This is a genomic window from Streptomyces rhizoryzae (genome assembly GCF_023155275.1).
GTDB lineage: Bacteria > Actinomycetota > Actinomycetes > Streptomycetales > Streptomycetaceae > Streptomyces > Streptomyces rhizoryzae.
This window is the reverse complement of the sequence record NZ_JALMUV010000005.1, coordinates 160,402-178,525: the sequence shown is the minus strand read 5'-3', so window position 1 is coordinate 178,525 and position 18,124 is coordinate 160,402. Positions and strand designations below refer to the sequence as shown.

Annotated in this window: 15 protein-coding genes; 13 read left to right on the top strand and 2 right to left on the bottom strand. The window is 75.4% G+C overall.

The genetic code is table 11. From position 1 onward, the window contains the following. The first annotated feature begins 262 nt into the window (after positions 1-262). Entirely contained in the window at positions 263-1,030 is a 768-nt protein-coding gene (gene hutC, locus MUU72_RS06805; RefSeq protein WP_248012212.1) for a histidine utilization transcriptional repressor HutC, read from the top strand. On the opposite strand, the gene MUU72_RS06800 is transcribed toward hutC, so the two are convergent. Beyond that, complete coding sequence (locus tag MUU72_RS06800; RefSeq protein ID WP_248012211.1) at positions 985-1,854, bottom strand: IclR family transcriptional regulator; 870 nt, start codon at positions 1,852-1,854, stop codon at positions 985-987. The two genes, hutC and MUU72_RS06800, sit on opposite strands and share 46 nt — an antisense overlap. Positions 1,855-1,871: 17 nt before the next feature. Between MUU72_RS06800 and MUU72_RS06795 the strand changes: the two genes are divergently transcribed. Next, positions 1,872-3,524 carry an amino acid permease gene (locus MUU72_RS06795; protein ID WP_282503741.1) on the top strand — a complete coding sequence of 551 codons (1,653 nt, stop codon included), beginning with the start codon at positions 1,872-1,874 and terminating at the stop codon, positions 3,522-3,524. A 185-nt stretch (positions 3,525-3,709) separates the two neighbouring features. Here the strand turns inward: MUU72_RS06795 and MUU72_RS06790 are convergent, their stop codons facing one another. Continuing rightward, positions 3,710-4,351, bottom strand: coding sequence for a class I SAM-dependent methyltransferase (locus MUU72_RS06790; protein WP_248012209.1), 642 nt, complete (start codon positions 4,349-4,351; stop codon positions 3,710-3,712). Between the two features lie 174 nt (positions 4,352-4,525). Here MUU72_RS06790 and MUU72_RS06785 point away from each other — a divergent pair, with 174 nt between their 5' ends. The 11 genes from MUU72_RS06785 (at position 4,526) to MUU72_RS06735 (ending at position 18,098) form a co-directional block, all read left to right on the top strand. Next, complete coding sequence (locus tag MUU72_RS06785; protein ID WP_248012208.1) at positions 4,526-5,596, top strand: HD domain-containing protein; 1,071 nt, start codon at positions 4,526-4,528, stop codon at positions 5,594-5,596. Positions 5,597-5,702: 106 nt separating this feature from the next. After that, on the top strand, positions 5,703-6,635 hold the full coding sequence (locus tag MUU72_RS06780) for a LysR family transcriptional regulator (RefSeq protein WP_248012207.1): 933 nt from the start codon (positions 5,703-5,705) through the stop codon (positions 6,633-6,635). 69 nt (positions 6,636-6,704) lie between these two features. Beyond that, a complete protein-coding gene (locus tag MUU72_RS06775) occupies positions 6,705-7,781 on the top strand; it encodes a tartrate dehydrogenase (protein WP_248012206.1) in 1,077 nt (358 codons plus the stop codon). Between the two features lie 122 nt (positions 7,782-7,903). Next, complete coding sequence (locus tag MUU72_RS06770) at positions 7,904-10,588, top strand: SpoIIE family protein phosphatase (protein WP_248012205.1); 2,685 nt, start codon at positions 7,904-7,906, stop codon at positions 10,586-10,588. 134 nt (positions 10,589-10,722) lie between these two features. After that, on the top strand, positions 10,723-10,932 hold the full coding sequence (locus tag MUU72_RS06765; protein ID WP_248012204.1) for a hypothetical protein: 210 nt from the start codon (positions 10,723-10,725) through the stop codon (positions 10,930-10,932). A 205-nt stretch (positions 10,933-11,137) separates the two neighbouring features. Further along, the gene (locus tag MUU72_RS06760) at positions 11,138-11,686 is read left to right on the top strand and encodes a restriction endonuclease (protein ID WP_248012203.1); all 549 of its coding nucleotides are present in this window, start codon (positions 11,138-11,140) and stop codon (positions 11,684-11,686) included. 184 nt (positions 11,687-11,870) lie between these two features. Further along, positions 11,871-13,868, top strand: coding sequence for a serine/threonine-protein kinase (locus MUU72_RS06755; protein ID WP_248012202.1), 1,998 nt, complete (start codon positions 11,871-11,873; stop codon positions 13,866-13,868). 807 nt (positions 13,869-14,675) lie between these two features. Next, positions 14,676-15,149, top strand: coding sequence for a hypothetical protein (locus MUU72_RS06750; protein ID WP_248012201.1), 474 nt, complete (start codon positions 14,676-14,678; stop codon positions 15,147-15,149). A 121-nt stretch (positions 15,150-15,270) separates the two neighbouring features. Further along, complete coding sequence (locus MUU72_RS06745; RefSeq protein WP_282503740.1) at positions 15,271-15,960, top strand: MarR family winged helix-turn-helix transcriptional regulator; 690 nt, start codon at positions 15,271-15,273, stop codon at positions 15,958-15,960. Positions 15,961-16,023: 63 nt separating this feature from the next. Beyond that, positions 16,024-17,208 (top strand): bifunctional glutamate N-acetyltransferase/amino-acid acetyltransferase ArgJ, encoded by a 1,185-nt coding sequence (gene argJ, locus MUU72_RS06740; RefSeq protein WP_248012199.1) that lies wholly within the window; start codon positions 16,024-16,026, stop codon positions 17,206-17,208. Continuing rightward, the gene (locus tag MUU72_RS06735; RefSeq protein ID WP_248012198.1) at positions 17,205-18,098 is read left to right on the top strand and encodes an arginase family protein; all 894 of its coding nucleotides are present in this window, start codon (positions 17,205-17,207) and stop codon (positions 18,096-18,098) included. Before argJ ends, MUU72_RS06735 begins: the two co-directional genes overlap by 4 nt. Positions 18,099-18,124: the final 26 nt, after the last annotated feature.

Here is an 18,124-nt window from a genome sequence, read left to right as displayed (position 1 = left end):
GGCGACGGGGCCGGCCGGCGGTGGGCGGTGCCGCGCCGCCGTGGTGGGGGCGCCGGGGCGCCGCCGCGTTCCCACGGGCGCGTCCCGGGCGCCACCGCGGTCTGCGGTCCCATGACAGACCGCGCGCGCCGCCGGTGCCAGGCATCCCGGTCCGCCTTCTCGGATCCGAGAACGGACTTCGCGCTCGCCTAGAATCACCGCACGCACCGCAGGCACCGCGGGCGCGCCGCACGACCGGCCTGAGCGGGTGGGGGTGGACGAGGTGACCACGGGGATCGCGGATCTCGCGCGGCTCTACGAGGCGCGCGGCTCCGGCGCCGTCCCGGCGTACCAGCGGGTCAAGGACCTGGTGTCCGAGCAGATCACCAGCGGCCGCTGGCGGGAGGGCGACGCCCTGCCCTCGGAGAGCCAGTTCGTGGCGTCGCTGGGCCTGTCCCGGATGACCGTCAACCGCGCCCTGCGCGAGCTGGCCGCCGAGGGCCTGATCCGCCGGGTGATGGGCGTGGGCAGCTTCGTGGCGCTGGCCAAGGGCAGCTCGTGCCTGGTCGAGGTGCACAACATCGCCGAGGAGGTGCGGCGGCGCGGCCACCGCTACGAGGCCCGGGTGCTGGCCCTGGGCGAGGAGCCGGCCGGGGCGCGCACCGCCGCGGAGATCGGCGTCGCCGAGGGGCGGCCGGTCTTCCACTCGCGGCTGCTGCACAGCGAGGACGGCACGGTGATCCAGATCGAGGACCGCTACGTCAACCCGGGCTTCGCGCCGGGGTACTTGGCGCAGGACTTCACCGCCCGCACCCCGTTCAGCTTCCTCTCCGAGGTGGCCCCGCTCGACCGCGGTGAGCACATCGTGGAGGCGGTGCTGCCGTCGCCCGAGGAGGCCGCGCTGCTGGGGGTCGCCGGCTCCGAGCCGTGCCTGCTGATCCACCGCCGCACCTGGTCGCGCGGCGCCCCGGTGAGCGTCGCGCGGCTGCTGCACCCCGGCTCGCGCTACCGCCTCGAAGGCGCCTTCGAGGCGGGCCGGCCGGCGGGCTGACCCGCGGTCCGGCCGGCCGCGGTGGCGGGCGCCCGGCCCGAGACGGCCGAGGTCAGCCGGGCCGCGCCGTCCCACAGCGCGTCCCGTACGTGCGCGGGGTCGTGCGGGGCGCGGTGGGTGTGCCAGGTGCTGCTGAGCGCGGCGACCGGCCGCCCGAGGTGGTCGAAGGCGGCCACGCCCAGCGAGCGGAAGCCCTTGGACACCAGCTCGGTCTCCTCGGACCAGCCGCGCTCCCGGTCCCGGGCGAGCAGGGCCAGCAGCTCCGCCAGGGACCGCGGCCCCTTCCCGGTGCGGGTGATCAGGTCGCCCGGCCGGGGGAACAGCGCCCGGACCTGGGGCTCGGCGGTGTGCGCGAGGATGGCCCGCCCGTTGGCGGTGAGGTGGGCCGGCAGCCGGACGCCGATGTCGGTGACCAGCGCGGCCTCGGCGTCACCGGACCGGCCGGCGGGCGGGCGCTCCTTGAGGAGGTAGACGGACTCGGCGCCGTACAGGATGCCCAGGTGGACGGTCTGGCCGAGGTGGGCGGCGAGACTGCGCAGGATGGGGCGGGCCAGCCGCTCCAGCGGCTCGTGCCGCAGGTACGCCGAGCCGATCTCGAAGGCCGCCACTCCCAGGCCGTACGCCTGCTCCTTCGGCAGGTAGGTGACGAAACCGCGCTCGGCCAGGACCGTGAGGATGTGGTAGGCCGACGAGCGCGGGATGCCGAGGTCGCGGGCGAGGGCGGCGGTCTTGACCGGTCCGGAGCGGCCCGCGAGGTGCACCAGGATGTCCAGCGCGCGGCCGACCGCGGGGGAGGTGCTCGACGTCGAGCGCCGTTCACTCATCGATTCACCTCTTGACAATGCCTGTCTATACAGGAATATACAGGTGCCCTCTCGCGGTGCAGGGCACCCCCCACCACCGGGGTCCGCGCTCCACCGACCCGCCGCCTGCGCCTCCGCGAACGTCCGGCACCCACCCCCACTGGTCCCAAGGGAGGACGCAGTTGGCTACTGAAAAGGCCACGCTGAGCAGAGGTCTCCGTCCGCGGCACATTCGCTTCATCGCATTGGGCTCCGCGATCGGCACCGGACTCTTCTACGGCTCGTCGGAATCCATCAGGGCGGCCGGACCGGCCGTACTCCTGGCCTATCTTATCGGCGGCGCGGCGGTCTTCCTCGTCCTGCGCTCCCTCGGCGAAATGGCGGTCCGGGCCCCGTGTGCCGGCTCCTTCGGCGAGTACGCCACGAAATACCTCGGCCCGCTCGCCGGCTTCACCACGGGCTGGACGTACGCCTTCGAAATGGTCATCGTCTGCCTGGCGGACATCACCGCGCTCGGCCTCTACATGGGCTTCTGGTTCCCCGGCGTCCCGCGCTGGATCTGGCTGCTGGCCGCCATCCTCATCATCGGCGCGCTCAACCTCTTCAGCGTCAAGGCATTCGGCGAACTCGAATTCTGGCTCTCCCTCGTGAAGATCATCGCCATTGGCGCGATGATCATCGGTGGGGCCGCCCTCCTCTTCTTCGGTATCGGCCACAGCGGCGGGCACCACGTCGGCATCGCCAACCTCTGGAACAACGGCGGATTCTTCCCGCACGGCGTCCACGGCTTCATCCTCTCCTTCGCCGTGGTGATGTTCGCCTTCGGCGGCACCGAAGTCATCGGCGTCACCGCCGGCGAGGCCGAGGACCCGGAGAAGACGATTCCGAGCGCCGTCAATTCCATTCCGCTCCGGGTGGTCCTCTTCTACGTCCTCACCCTCGCGGTGCTGATGTCGCTCAACCCCTGGCAGGAAGTGGGCACCTCCGGCAGCCCGTTCGTCGAGATCTTCGCCGGCCTCGGCATCAAGTCCGCCGCGACCGTGCTGAACGTCGTGGTCATCGTCGCCGCGCTGTCCGCGATCAACAGCGACATCTTCGCCGCCGGGCGCATGATGTACGGCATGGCCCAGCGCGGCCAGGCCCCCGCCGCCATGCGCAAGCTCTCCCGCAACGGCGTGCCGTGGATGACCGTCCTGATCATGATCGTGGCGCTGCTGGTCGGCGTGGTGCTGAATTACCTGATGCCCGAGAAGATCTTCCTGATCATCTCCTCGATCGCGACCTTCGCCACCGTCTGGGTCTGGCTGATGATTCTGCTCAGCCAGCTCAACGCCCGCCGGAAGATGTCCCCCGAGGAAGCCGCCGCACTGCGCTATCCCGCACCGCTATGGCCGCTCGCCCAGATAGCCGCCACCCTTTTCATGGTCGGCGTGATGGTCCTCCTCGCTTTCTCCGGCGACACCCGCATCGCCCTGGTCGTCGGCGCGGTCTGGCTCGCCCTGCTCGGGGGCGTCTACGCACTGTGGGTACGGCCGCGGACCGCCACGGGACCGATGCCACCGCAGGAGGGCGAGGAGCCGGGAGCGCCCGGAGAACCGGGAGCGCCCGGAGCGCGGACACCGGCTACGGAAACGGATACGGCTACGGAAATGGATACGGAGGCCGAGGCGGTTTCCGGGAGAAGGGGATAGCCGTTTCCTGAACGGCCGAACGGCCGCCCCGGGTTCCCGGGGAAGGACTCTCCGGAATCCGGGGCGGCCGACGGTACCGGCACGTGGGAGCCGGTCGGCGCGAAGAAACCGACCGGTGCACGCCTCAGGAAAGGATCCGGCCGGCGCTCAGCGGCGCCGGACCGCGCCGGCCGTCCGCGCCGCGTTCACCGGCCTTTGCGCAGTACGAGGTGGCCCCGGCGGAACCGCTCCCCTTCGCCCGGCTCCCGCAGCATCCGGCCGATTTCCGCGAATCCGGCCCGGCCGGCCAGGACCGCCAGTTCGTCGATCGGCCATCGGTAAGCCGTCGTGACCTTGTGGTCGAAGGCCGAGACCGGCCCGCCCTCCGACTCGAAGAATCCGAGCAGGAGATGGCCGCCGGTGGCGAGCAGCCGCCCGAATTCGGCGAGGTACGCCGGTATTTCCTCCGGCGGTGTGTGAATGAGCGAATACCAGGACACGATGCCGTTCAGCGCGCCGTCGGCCAGGTCCAGGGCATGCATGGACCCGACCTCGAAGCGCAGGTCGGGGTACGCCTCGCGGGCCAGGCCGATCATCACCGGCGACAGGTCGACACCGAAGACGTCCAGCCCCAGGTCCCGCAGGTGCGCGGTCGTCTGCCCGGGTCCGCACCCGAGTTCGGCAACCGGCCCGGCGCCGGCGCTCTGCACGTACGCGGCGAACGCGGCGAGCACCGCGCGGTCCAGCGGAAAGGCGTCGAGCGCGTCACGGGCCATATCGGCGTAGCGGCGGGCGACGGCGTCGTAGGCATCGGCTGTCGAGCCGAGGTGGGAGGAAGGTTCAGTCACGAGCGAGGACCCTACCTCCGCCGCGCACCGGCGGGCCCGGACCGCGGCCCCGGGACCCGCGCGCCGCCACGTGGTGACGCCAACCTCCCGGTCATGCACGGGAGTTGGCGTTTACGGCGGAGCGGTCCGCCGGCGGTCCGGGCGGCCGTGGTCGCGGGCCGTTAGGGTGGGCCGGTGGAGAGCGGAAGCGACAACGGCGCGCGTACGGTGCCGGACTGCGGGGGCGCCGCCGCGCGGGCCGTGCCGACGAACGTCGTGGGGATGCCCGGCGTGTTCACCGATCCCCTGTGGCGGATACCGGTCCGCCTGGCGCCCGTGGAAGTGGCCCTGCTGCGCTCCGCACCGCTGCGCCGCCTGCACTTCATCGCCCACGGCGGTGCCTCGGCGCTCAGCACCATCCAGTCGTACTCCCGCCTGGAGCACTCCCTCGGGGTGTTCGCGCTGGTCGCGCACTTCTGCCCGGCGGACGAGCCGTTGCGGGTCGCGGCGCTGCTGCACGACATCGGCCATCTGCCGCTGAGCCACACCTGCGAAGGCGTGTCCGGCCTGGACCACCACGTCCTCGGCCGGCGGCTGCTGGACACCGATCCGATCCGTGCGCTCCTCCTGCGGCACTCGGTCGCCGCGGAGACCGTCGCCGCCGTGCTCGACGGCCGGTCGCCCTCGCCGCTGACCGGCCGCCCCGGTCTGCTGAACCTCGACCACCTCGACTCCTACGTGCGCAGCGGCCGGGCCGCCGGGTGCCTGGACGCCGACCCGGCCGCCCTGCTGCGCGGCCTCACCCTGCGGGACTCCGCGGTGTCGGCCGACCGCGCCACCGCCGCCGCCCTGGTCCGCCTGGTGGGCGCCGAAGCGCGGCTGCACACCTCGTGGGACAACGTGGGCCCGGTCTCGGTGGTCCGGCGCCTGGCCCGCCGCCTGCTGGACGGCAGCGGCCCGACCGCGGAACGGTTCGCCCGGATGACCGATCCGCAGCTGTGGTCCGCGTTCGAGACCTGCGCCGCCACGCGGGCGGAAAGCATCCGGGTCCGGTACGAGCCGCACCGGTTGGCGGTCGTGCCCGCGGACCGCCCCGCCGACCGGGACGCCGACCGGGCCTCCGGCTGGGACTTCTCGCTGCGGAAGATCTACCGCTCCGCGCCGCTGGTGGACGGTGCGCCGGTGGCGGCGGCCGCGCCCGAACTGGCCGCGGAGCTGGTCGCACTGGGCTCGCTGCCCACCGCCTTCCGCGTCCGGTGGACCTGAGCACGGCCCCTCCCGCGCCCGGCGGCAGCGTGCGGACCGCGACAATGGGCCGGGGCCCGGACCCGGGCAGGGGCCCCGGTGGGCGCGGTGGCGGGAGGCAGGCGCGGTGGACGTCCGGCAGTTGCAGTACTTCCTGGCGGTGGTGGACCACGGCGGTTTCACCCGTGCGGCGACCGCGCTCTACGTCGCGCAGCCCTCGCTGTCGCAGACCATCCGCACCCTGGAGCGCGACCTCGGTACGCAGCTGTTCCACCGGCTCGGGCGCACGGCGGTGCTGACCGGGGCCGGGGCCGCGCTGATCGAACCGGCCCGGGCCGCCGTCCGCAGCCTCGAACTGGCCCGCGCGACGGTCGCGGCCGTACACGGCCTGGACCGCGGCCGGGTGGACATCGCGGCACTGCCCTCCCAGGCCGTCGAGCCGCTGACCGGCCTGATCCGGCGCTTCGCGCAGCGGTACCCGCGGGTGTCCGTGGCGGTGCAGTCGGCCGCCACCCCGCGGGACGTCACCGAGCGGGTCCGGACCGGTGCGGCGGAGCTGGGCCTGGTGGCGGTGCCCGGACCGCTGGGGGAGGGGTGGCCGGCCGGGGATCCGGGGCAGCTGCGGTACCACCCGTTGGGGGAGCAGCGGTTCGTCCTGCTCGCGCCGCCCGGGGGGCCGTTCGCGGCCGGTGCGCCGGTGCGCCGGGAGGAGCTGGCCGGGCAGCGGCTGATCGTCGGTCAGCCGGGGACCGGGATGCGGCAGTACGCCGACGCGCTGCGCTCCGACGGCGTGGACTGGACGGTGGCGGTGGAGACCGAGCACCGCGTGGCGATCGTGCCCCTCGTCCTCGGGGGCGTCGGACTGGCCGTGGTGACCGATGCCTGGCGGGAGCCGGCCGAGCGCGCCGGGGCGCTCGTGCTCGACCTCGAACCGGCGGCCGGTCTGCACCTCGCGCTGGTCAGCCGCCGCACGGCCCCGACACCGGCGGCCCGGGCCTTCCTGGACGGCGCCCTGGAAGCGGGCGGCGGCCCCGGACGGTCCGGTCCGGCCCACCCATAGGCCGCCCCTATGGGGCCCATCGCGGAACGGTCTTTGACCGGTGCCGCGGGGCGTTGCTGCAATCCCGGTATGACGACCCACCACGCCGCCCCCGCCCGCCACCGCATCGCCCTCATCCCCGGGGACGGGATCGGGCCCGAGGTCCTGTCCGCCGCCCGGCGGGTGCTGGACGCCGTCACCGCACGGCACGGCATCGCCCTCGGCTACACCGCGTACGACTGGTCCTGCGCGCGCTACCTGCGCACCGGCGCGATGATGCCGGACGACGGACTGGACCGGCTGCGGGAGCACGACGCGATCCTGCTGGGGGCGGTGGGGGCCCCAAAGGTGCCGGACCACGTGTCGCTGTGGGGGCTGCTCATCCCCCTCCGCCGCGGCTTCCGCCAGTACGTGAACGTGCGGCCGGTCCGGGTCTTCGAGGGGCTGGCGAGTCCGCTGCGCGCCGTCCGGCCCGGGGAGGTGGACCTCGTGGTCGTCCGGGAGAACGTGGAGGGGGAGTACAGCGAGGCCGGGGGCCGCCTCAACCGCGGCTTCCCGGACGAACTGGCCGTACAGGAAGCGGTGTTCACCCGGGCCGGGGTCAGCCGGGTGCTCGCGCACGCCTTCGGCCTGGCGGCCCGGCGGGGCGGCCGGCTCACCTCCGCCACCAAGTCCAACGGCATCGTCCACACCATGCCGTTCTGGGACGAGCTGGTGCGGGAGGCCGCCGGGCACCATCCCGAGGTGCGGTGGGAGCAGGAGCACATCGACGCGCTGGCGGCCAAGTTCGTGCTCCAGCCCGGCCGTTACGACGTCGTGGTGGCCTCGAACCTCTTCGGGGACATCCTCAGCGATCTGGCCGCCGCGGTCGCCGGCGGCATCGGGATCGCGCCCGCCGCCAACCTCAACCCCGAGCGGGACTTCCCCTCGATGTTCGAGCCGGTGCACGGCTCCGCGCCCGATATCGCCGGGCGCGGGATCGCCAACCCGTTCGGCGCCATCTGGTCCGCGGCGCTGATGCTCGACCACCTGGGGCACCCGGCCGCGGCCTCCGAGGTCACCGGCGCCCTCGCCGCCGTCCTGGCCCGGACGGCCGTCCGCACCCCCGACCTCGGCGGCTCGGCCGGCACCGGGGAGTTCACCGAGGCGGTGGTGCGGATGCTGTGAGACCCTCGGCGACGCCCGGCCACGCCCGGCGCGCAGCACGGGCCGCAGCCCGGGAGCGGGAACGCCACCCCGCTCGACGGCTCCCCCCTCTTGTGGAGGGATTTACGGGTATAAGTGGAGGTATGGGCACTTCCAGCCCGGCGGAGGCGGCGTCCCGGCGCCTGCCCCCGGCGCCCGAGAGCGTGGTACTGGCCCGGCGGTTCGTCCGGGCCGCCCTGGCGGGGTCCCCGCCGGACACGGTCCGCACCGCCGAACTCCTGGCCGGCGAGCTGGTCACCAACGCCGTCCTGCACGCCCGTACCGAGATCGAGGTCCGCGCCTGGGCCGCCGACGGCCGGGTCGATGTACGCGTCACCGATCGGCGGCCGGAGCGCGGACTGGTCCCGCACGAACGCCACCCGTACGCCGCCACCGGGCGCGGTCTGATGCTGGTGGAGGAGCTGGCGCCCAGCCACGGCGTGCACGTCGGCACGGACCACAAGACGGTGTGGTTCGACCTGTGGGCCGAGCCGCCGGCGCCGCCCACCTCGGTGTGGGAGGCGGTGGTGCCCGCCGGACCGACCATGACGGTGACCCTGATCGACCTGCCCTACGCGGTGTACTGGGGCGCGCAGCAGCAGTGGGAGGGGTTGCTGCGGGAAGTGCACCTGGCCACGGCGGCCGGGGCGTTCCCGGGCATCCGGCCCGACGACCTCGCCGCCGCCCAGGACGTCAGCAACGTGATCAGCGCCTGCATGACGGCCGCGGTCGAGCAGGAGACCCCCGACAGCGTCACGTTCTCCCTGCTCGTGGCGTTCCCGGCGGACGCCGCACCGGCCGTGGCCACGCTGGCGAAGGTGCTCGACACCGCCGAGGCGGCGGCCCAGCAGGAGAGCCTGCTCGCCCTGCCGTCCCTCCCGCAGCTCCGCGCCTTCCGGCACTGGCTGCTCGACCAGATCACCGGCCAGCTCGCCGGTGCGGACCCCACCGCCTGGACCCTGGTCCCCGGGGCGGCCGGCATCACCTCCGCCGAGCTGGCCCCCTGGGACGCCGGGGACGTCGAGGCCAGCACCGCACCGACCGTCGCGATCGACGACGGCAACCGCATCATCGCGCTCAACGACCAGGTGGCCGAGCTGCTGGGCTGGTCGGCGGACGAACTGGTCGGCCAGGACCTCGACGTCCTGATCCCCGAGCACCTGCGGGAACGGCACACGGCGGCCTACACCTCCCTGATGCTCACCGGCCAGCCCCGCATCCTCGGCCGCCCCGTCCCGGTCCCCGCGCTGCACCGCGACGGCCGGCTGATCCCGATCCGCCTGACGGTCCAGACCCAGCAGGCGGTCGACGGCCGCACCGTGTTCGTCGCCCACCTCACCCCCCGGACGGTCGCGCCGCTCGCCCCGCGCGCTCCCGACGACGCCGGTGCGGCGGAGGTGCGGTCCCGGCAGCACCCCGTCCACGCGCCGGCCGCCACCCGGACCACCAAGAAGGAGCCGGAGCAGGGGGAGGGCGAGGCGAAGCGGGACCAGGAGGGCGAGGCGGGGACGGGCGGTGCGGCGTGGCAGCGGCTGTCCCTGCTGGCCGCCACCGGCAGCGCGCTCACCAGCTCCCTCGACCCGATCGAGCGGCTGCGCCGGGTGTGCCGGGTGCTGGCGCAGCGGCTGGCCGACTGGTGCGCGGTGGACCTGCTGGACGAGGCCCAGCAGGGGCACGTCGAGCGGGTCTGCGTCGTCCACCGCGACCCCCGGGCGCTGGAACCGGGCGTCGCCCTCGGTCCGCTGCCCCCGGTGTCCGACAGCGCACCGGGCTCCTCCCTGGAGCGGGCGCTGCGCGGTGCGGGCCCGCTGCTGCTGCCCGGCATCTCCGGCAACGGCGGCCGCGGCGGCTCCGTGGACACCCGGCAGCAGGACCTCTTCGCGCAGCTGGGGGCGAGCAGCGCGGTCATCGCCCCGCTGCGGGCCCGCCGGGAGGTCCTCGGCGCCCTGACCATGGTGCGCGTCCGGGACGACCACCCGTTCACCGAGGAGGACATCCTCCTGGTCGCCGAACTGGTCCGCAGCATCGGCCTCGCGGTGGACAACGCCCGGCTGCACAGGCACGTCCAGCACACCGCCGAACGCCTCCAGCGCTCCCTGCTGCCCCCGCTGCCGCACCTCGACCACCTGGCGCTGGCCGCCCGCTACGCGCCCTCCAGCACCACCGCGCAGATCGGCGGGGACTGGTACGACGCCTTCGTCCTGCCCGGCGGCGACACCGCGCTGGTCATCGGCGACGTGGCCGGCCACGACCTGCGGGCCGCGGTGGCCATGAGCTCCCTGCGCAACATGCTGCGCGGCCTGGCCGTCGACCGCCGCCGACCGCCCGGCGACGTACTGCGCCGCCTGGACGTGGCGAGCCAGACCCTCTACCCGCACGCCACCGCCACCTGCATCTTGGCCATGGTCGAGGGCGGCGCGACGGGCCCCTGGACGCTCCACCACTCCTCCGCCGGCCACCTCCCGCCGCTGCTGACCACCCGGGACGGCGAGACCCGCTACCTGGACGAGGGCCCCGGCCTGCTGATCGGCATGGACCCCGACCTGCCGCGCCCCACGGCCCGCGATCCGCTGCCCCCGCACTCCACGCTGCTCCTCTACACCGACGGCCTGATCGAACGCCCCGGGGAGTCCCTGGACGACGCCATGACCAGGCTCCGCCGCCACACCGCGGCCGTGGCCCGGGCACCCCTGGACTCGTTCTGCGACGAACTGGTCTTCAAGCTCGGCTCCGACAGCACCGACGACATCGCCGTCCTGGCCGTCCGCCCGACCCCGCCACCGGACTGAGACCCGACCGCAACGTTTGCGCCAACCCTTTGCAACTGCGCCTCGCCGGGCCCGGGTTCCGGCTACACAAGGGGGAGGGCGGGGCCCTGCTCGGGATGGAGCGGGGACGGCGGTCGAGCGGGAGGTCCGGAAGGTTGCTGACGATCAACATCGTGGTGCTGCTCGTGGTGATCGTCATCCTGCGGCTGCGCCGCCGCACCGAGGCCAGGAGCCGCCGGGACGAGAAGCTGACCGTGGCGATCGTGCTGGTGCTGGGCGTCCTCCTGGCTCCGACACCGGTCGGGCAGGGGATCGTGCAGTTCCTCGGCCAACTGGTGCACGGGGTGTCGCAGGCCGGGGAGTGAACGCCGCGCCACGGGCGGGGCGGCCGGCCGCGGTGGTGCGGCCGGGGTGCTGGGGAGGGGGAGCGGGATGGGTGCGCCGGCGCGGCGACGGCGGAGGGGGACGGCTCGGGGGCCTGTCCGGCGGCGGCCGGGGCGGCGGGTGCGCGGAGCGGCCGCTCGGCGTCGCAGACGCGAACAAGCGTACGCCCGGCTCGGTGTCGCCGCCGTGGTCCTGGTCGCCGTGGGGGCGGTCGTCCGGGAGTACCCCGGCACGTCGCTCGTCCTCGGCGTCGCCGCCGCCACCGCGGCCGTCGTCCTGCTCGTGCGGACCGGCCGGCTCCGGCTGCCCGGGCCGGCCCTCGGGCGGCCGGACGCCCCGCACACCCTCGCCGCGTACCAGCGCATGACCGGCCCGCAGTTCGAGCACGCCATCGCGGATCTCGCCCGGCGCGACCCGGGCGTCCGCTCCGCCACCGTCTCCGGCGGGGCGAACGACCGCGGGCTGGACGTCCTCGTCGTGCTGCGCGACGGCCGGCGCGTCGCCGTGCAGTGCAAGCGGTACGCGGAGGGCAACCGCGTCGGCGCCCCGGCGATCTACACCGCGAACGGCACCTACCGCGCGTTCCACCGCTGCGACCACGCGGTCATCGTCACCACCTCGCGCTTCACCCGCGACGCCGAAGTGGCCAACGCCGCGCTGCCGGAACCGCTGCGCCTGATCGACGGCCGCAAGCTGGCCCGCTGGGTCGGCGGCGGCCGCGCCCCGTGGGCGTGACGGCCGGTCCTCCCTCCCCCCGCGGCAGGCCGCCGTCCGCCACCTGCCGTCCGCCGTCCGCCCGTCCGCCGTCCGCCGCGCCTGATCACCTCGCCGCCTTTGGCCGGCCGACCGGTTGTCATACTGCTTGCCTGCACGGGAGTTCAGCGGCCGAGCACCGGCGACCAGGGGGAAGCGGACAGTCATGAGCAGTGCCGACACGGACGGGCAGGACGGGCACCGCGGCGGGATGCGGCCGCTCGCACCGGGGGACCCGCGGCGGATCGGGCCCTACGCGCTGCTGGGCCGGCTCGGGGCCGGCGGAATGGGGCGGGTCTTCCTGGCCCGGTCGGCGGGCGGCCGCACCGTGGCGGTCAAGGTCGTCCACGAGGAGCACGCGGCCGATCCGCAGTTCCGGGCCCGCTTCCGCCGGGAGATCGACGCCGCGCGGCGGGTCGGCGAGCGCTACACGGCGCCGGTGCTCGACGCCGACCCGGACGCGGAACTCCCCTGGGTGGCCACCGGTTACGTACCCGGGCCCTCGCTGGAGCAGGTCGTCCGCCGCTACGGACCGCTGCCCGCCGCGTCGGTGCACGCGCTCGCCGACGGCCTGCTGCGGGCGCTCCAGGACATCCACGAGGCCGGGATCGTGCACCGGGACCTGAAGCCCTCCAACGTGATGCTCACGGTGGAGGGCCCCCGGGTCATCGACTTCGGCATCGCCCGCGCCCTGGACGCCTCGGTGGAGTCGCTGCTGACCAGCACCGGCATGGTCATCGGCTCGCCGGGCTTCATGTCGCCGGAGCAGATCCTCGGCCGCCCCGTGGGCGCCGCGAGCGACGTCTTCACCCTCGGCGGTGTCCTGATGTACGCGGCGACGGGCCGGTTGCCGTTCGGGCAGGACGCCACCAACCAGCACGCCGTCATGTACCGCATCGTCGAGGGCGAGCCGCGCCTGGACCAGGTGCCGGACCAGGCGCTGCGGGATCTCATCGGGCGCTGCCTGACCAAGGACGCCGGTCAACGACCGGACGTGGCCGCCCTGTTGGCGGCCACCGCGCAGGCCGGGACCGCCGGCCCGGACGGGGAGTGGCTGCCCGCCAAGCTCGTCGTGGCCCTCGCCCAGCAGGCGGCCCGGCTGCTGGACGTCGACGCCCAGGTGGACGGGGGCAAGGGCGGAGGTGAGGACGGAGACGGGGACGGGTCGGCGGACCGGGGCGGTTCGTCCGCCGGGAGCGGAGGAGCGGGTGCGGTAGCCGGGGCGGCGGCGCGGCCGGAGGAGGCCGGGGCCGCCGTTGCGCCCGGCCCCGGTGGCGGGGCCACCGCCGGTTCCGGTGCCGGGGAGCCGGAGGACGCGCAGCCGGAGGACGCGCAGCCCCAGGACGTGCAGCCGGTGGCCGCCGTCCGGGAGACCGCCCCCGGCGCCGACCGTGCACCGCGCCGGCGTCGGCCCTGGGTCGTCGGCGTCGCCTTCGTGGGGGTGGCCGCGGTCGGCGGCGGTTCGGTGTGGGTGCTCCAGCCGTACCTGAAGCCCGACACGGTGCCGCCGGCCGTCGGCCGGTCGGCCGGTCCGGGCCCCGGCACCCCGGGGACGCCGTCCGCGTCGGCCTCCGGCAAGCCGTCCGCCGGGCCGTCCGGCGGCGCGCACGATGCCAAGGACCCGGGCGGCGCCACGGCGGCGGGCGCGGGCGGCGCCCCGGCGGACGCGACGGCCGGGCCGGGCGGCGGCAGCGGGAGCCGCGGGGCGTCCGGCGGCTCGGCGTCGTCCGGCGGCACCCCGGGCGGTGGCGCGTCGAAGGGCACGGGCGGTTCCGGCAGCGGCGGGCAGCCGGCCCCCGGCCCCGCGTCCGGCGGCAACGCGGTGCCCGCGGCCTTCGTCGGCACCTGGCGGCTGACGAACCCGTACGCCCAGCAGCCGGGCACGGTGGTCATCTCCCGGGCCACCACCGGCGCCCACGCCGTCCGGCTGATCAGCGACATCAACGGCACCGGGCACTGCGAGACGGTGGCCGAGCTGGTGTCCGTGACGGACGGCGGCAGCCGGATCGCCCTCGGCCCGGCCGCCGTGGACCAGGCGCGCTCCAACGGCATCTGCGGCACCGCCGACCCGTCCGCGTTCCTCCTGGACGACCCCAGCGGCATCCGCCACGACGTGGGACCGGCCCACGGCAGCGGCTACCACTACGAACGGGCGGGCGGCTGACGCCCCGGACCGGGATCCGGGCCGGCACCGGAACCGGGCCGGGCACTCTCCACCGGCCCCGGACCGGACCGGGCCCGTGCGGCGCTGCGTGGGGCGTGGCAGTCCCGGGCCGCCGCCCGGCTCGCGGCGAGCGCCTGCCGTGCGTCGCGGTAGCGGCCGACCGGCCTCCCGCAGCTCCGCCACCGGCGCGGCGAGCAGGCCCGGCGTGCGGTCCTCGGTGGCGCGGCTGAGTTCGTGCACCAGGCAGACGTCCCCGAGGAAGGCGAGCGGGGCGTTGGCCCGGACCGTCGGCAGCCGGCCGTACGGGGAGTCGTCGTCCACCGTGCGGGCGGTCCAGTGCGCCGGGCCGACGCGGATCAGCGTCTCGCCCAGACAGCGCACCGCGCCGGTGGCGAACGGGTCGCCGCCGGCCGCGGCCGCGCCGAACGCGGCCGGGCCGGTGAACCGCTCGCCCACCAGCCGCGCCAGCGCGTCCAGCGAACCCGCGCCGAAGTGGAGGGGGAAGTCCGCCGGCAGGAAGCGCGCCCGCCAGGCGGCGAGGGCGCCCGCCATCCCGGCCGACCACCGGTCGAACGCGGTGCGGGCCGGCCCGGACAGATACCTGCGGTCGTCCTGGACGTACCACAGCGCGGTCCCGGGCTCGGCCGTCGGCGGCTCCCCGCGGCGCGGCCGGCCGCCGTCCGGGCCGAGGACGTCCGGGCCGGCGAACTCCAGGCCCCAATCCGTGCGCAGCGCCCGCGCCTGCTCCGGGGTGGCGAGGACGTACATGTCGTCCTGGCAGGACCCGGGGCCGTCCCGCTCGATGAGGTGGAAGGTGCGGGGGTCGTCCCCGCCCGGGTCCAGATCGCTGAACTGCGCGGCCACCGCCGCCTGGTCCGGGTAGGAGCCGAAGGGGTGCTCGACGTACCACCACACCGGCTCGCCGTCGCGGAGGAAGTGCAGGTACTCCTCGTCCTCCGCGATGCGCACCAGCTCGGCGCCGGAGAAGGCCACCGCGCCGCCGGTGCAGGCGGAGACCTGTGCCAGGAGGCGCGGGTAGTACTCCGCCACGTCGTCGACGTCCTCGGCGTGTACCGGGACGGCCGGGCCGAAGTCCGGGAGCCGGGCGATCAGGTCCCGGCGCGTCAGCTCCTCGTCCAGGCGGCCCGCCGCCACCGCGGCGATCCCGGCCAGCACCTCGGCGGCCTTCTCCGCGGTCACCATGCCCAGCCCGACCAGCCGCTCGGCCAGGTCCCGCACCGTCTTCTTCCCCATACCGCGAAGTGTCGCAGCGACCACTGACAGTCCGGTTCCGGCCGCCTCCGGCACCGCCGCCGGGTGCTGATGCGCCGTCAGGAGGTAAGGGCGTGTGGTGCGGTGGGGGCGGACGGGGGCGGCGTACGCTGTGGCGCCGAACGCTCTCATGTCCGACCCGGGCAGCCGGGTGCGCCCGCTGGAGGGAGGAGAGGCCGTGCTGGACCGGCGTTCCGTGGAGGAGACCGGGCGACTGGTCGAGGCGAGGACCGGGGGCCTGCCGGTCCGGTGCGAGCAGATGGCGCTGGTCGCCGGGATCTACCGGGCCGCGGCCGCCGTGCGGCAGCACTTCGAGAACTCGGTGCTGCGGAGCGCGGACCTGACCTGGACCGGTTTCGTGGTGCTGTGGGTGGTGTGGCTCCGGGAGGAGCCGGAGACCCGGCACGTGGCCGAGGAGGCCGGGATCTCCAAGGGCACGCTCACCGGGGTGGTGCGCACGCTGGAGTCCCGGGGGCTGGTGCGCCGGACCGGGCACCCCGGCGACGGGCGGCTGGTGCTGCTCAGCCTCACGGAGCGGGGCGCGGCGCTGATGCGCCGGCTGTTCCCGGAGTTCAACGCCGAAGAGGTCTTCGTCACCGGGCAGTTGGACGAGGAGGAGTGCCGGTACGCGGCGGAGCTGCTGCACCGGGTCGTGGCCCAGGTCGCCCTCCACGGGGAGGAGCGGCGGCGGCTGCTGCTCGGCGGTGAGCGGCCGGCGCCGCGCCGCAGCGGCCGGCGGCGGGCGAACGGCGGGGAGGGGGCCGACGCTCCCGGTGACGCCGGGGCCGAGGGCGGCGCCGAAGGCCCGCACGGCGCATAGCGGCGAACAGGTGTGGTCGAAAACCATGGACAGGGCCCGCCCGTCACTGCAAATATATTCCGTGTGACACATAATCATTCTCCAGAGGGTCCTGAGTGGCCGGTCGGCTTCCGGGCGCACACCGGGCACGGCGGGCTGCGCCCGGACGGCGACGACATCTCCGTCGTGGTGTCGGACCGGCCGGCGGTCAGCGCGGCCATGTTCACCACCAGCCTGTTCGCCGGGCCCGCGGTCGTCCTCAGCCGCGCCCACGCCGCCGGGCGGAAGCTGCGGGCCGTGGTCACCCTGGCGCAGAACGCCAATGTCGCCACCGGGCGGCAGGGCGCGGAGCACGCCGCCGAAGTCGTCGGCCGGGTCGCCGGACTGCTCGGCATCCCCGCCGAGGAGGTGCTGATCGGCTCCACCGGGGTCATCGGGCGGCCGCTGCCCATGGACGCCATCCGGGCGCACTTCGACGCCGCCGAGGCGCGCGGCACCGGCGCGTTCACCGCTGCACCGCTGGCGGTGGCGCGGGCCATGATGACCACCGACACCCGCCCGAAGACCGCGGTGCGCACCGTCGGCGGCGCCCGGATCACCGGCATCGCCAAGGGCGTCGGCATGCTGGAGCCCAACATGGCGACGATGCTGGCCTACGTCGTCACCGATGCCGCGGTGGCGGCGGACGCGCTGGACGAGGCGCTGCGGGCGGCCGTCGAGGGGTCGTTCCACTGCCTGAGCGTGGACACCGACACCTCCACCTCCGACACCGTCGCGGTGCTCGCCAACGGGGCGGCCGGGCCGGTCGATCCGGGGGAGTTCGCCGCCGCCCTCGCCGACCTGTGCCTGGACCTCACCCGCCAGCTCGCCGGTGACGGGGAGGGCGCGACCAAGCTGCTGCGGGTCACCGTCGGCGGGGCGCGGGACGCCGCCCAGGCCAGGCGGATCGCCAAGAGTGTCGTCAACTCGCCGCTGGTCAAGACCGCGGTGCACGGCGCGGACCCCAACTGGGGACGGGTCCTGATAGCCATCGGCAAGAACACCGGGGAGCGGGACATCGTGCCCGAGCGGGTCACCGTGGCGTTCGGCGCCACCGAGGTGTACCCGGCCGAACCGACCGGGGAGACGCTGGCGAAGCTCACCGAGGAGATGCGGGCGAGCGAGGTGGACCTCGCGATCGGGCTGGGCATCGGCGGTGGCACGGCGACCGTGTACGGCTGCGACCTCTCCGCCGGCTACGTCCGGGTCAACGCGGACTACACGACATGAGCGGGCCGCGGGAGGGCCGCGCGGTGCCGGGGCGGTCGGGGCGGCTGCTGGTCGTACCGCAGTGGCAGGGGTCGGCGGCGGGCGACCCGCACCTGCTGGCCGAGGGGGCGCACCGGCTCGCCGCGCTGCTGCCCGCCGCCCGGCGGACCGTCGTCCCGGTCGGCGCGCGCCCGGGCCGCACCGCCGGCCGGGTCCGCCATCTCGACGTACTGGCCGAGGCGTTGCGCGCCACGCAAGCGGCCCTGGACGACTGGGCGGACACCGAAGTGCTGCGGACCGCCGGCGGGGACTGCGGGAGCGAACTCGGGCCGGTGTCCCGGGCGGTGGCCCGCCACGGGGACGAGCTCGCGGTGGTGTGGTTCGACGCCCACGCCGACCTCAACACCCCCCAGTCCTCCCCCTCCGGCGGCTTCCACGGCATGGTGCTGCGGACCCTGCTCGGGCAGGGCCCGGCGGAGTTGGTGCCCCCGCCGGGGCGGCGGCTCGCCGCCCGGCAGGTGGTGCTGGCCGGGGTGCGCGCCCTGGACGCCGGGGAGCGGCGGTTCGCCGCCGAGGCGGGCCTCGCCTCCCTCCCGGTCGCCGGTCTGGCCGACCCGGGCCGGCTGGTCGCGGCGGTGGCGGCCACCGGCGCCCGGCGCGTCTACGTCCACCTCGACCTGGACGTGCTGGACCCCGGCCACGTCCCCGGGCTGTCCTGCCCCGAGCCCGGCGGCCTGCACCCCGATCGGCTGGCGGCCGCCCTGGACGCGCTCGCCGGCGCCTTCCCGGTCGCCGGCTTCGGCGTCACGGAGTACGCACCGGCGGACGGCGGCGGGGGGCGCGGCGCGGACGGCTCCCGGGGCGCGGAAGCGGTGCTGCGCCGGCTCTTCGCGGGGCCGGTCTTCCGGTAGGCGGGCCTGCGCAACCGGGCCGTCCG

Excerpts from the sequence above, each read along its gene's own strand:
- MUU72_RS06800 (WP_248012211.1), bottom strand. The coding sequence starts at position 1,854 with ATGAGTGAACGGCGCTCGACGTCGAGCACCTCCCCCGCGGTCGGCCGC.
- MUU72_RS06795 (WP_282503741.1), top strand. The coding sequence starts at position 1,872 with ATGCCTGTCTATACAGGAATATACAGGTGCCCTCTCGCGGTGCAGGGC.
- MUU72_RS06775 (WP_248012206.1), top strand. The coding sequence starts at position 6,705 with ATGACGACCCACCACGCCGCCCCCGCCCGCCACCGCATCGCCCTCATC.
- MUU72_RS06770 (WP_248012205.1), top strand. The coding sequence starts at position 7,904 with ATGGGCACTTCCAGCCCGGCGGAGGCGGCGTCCCGGCGCCTGCCCCCG.
- MUU72_RS06755 (WP_248012202.1), top strand. The coding sequence starts at position 11,871 with ATGAGCAGTGCCGACACGGACGGGCAGGACGGGCACCGCGGCGGGATG.
- MUU72_RS06745 (WP_282503740.1), top strand. The coding sequence starts at position 15,271 with ATGTCCGACCCGGGCAGCCGGGTGCGCCCGCTGGAGGGAGGAGAGGCC.
- MUU72_RS06735 (WP_248012198.1), top strand. The coding sequence starts at position 17,205 with ATGAGCGGGCCGCGGGAGGGCCGCGCGGTGCCGGGGCGGTCGGGGCGG.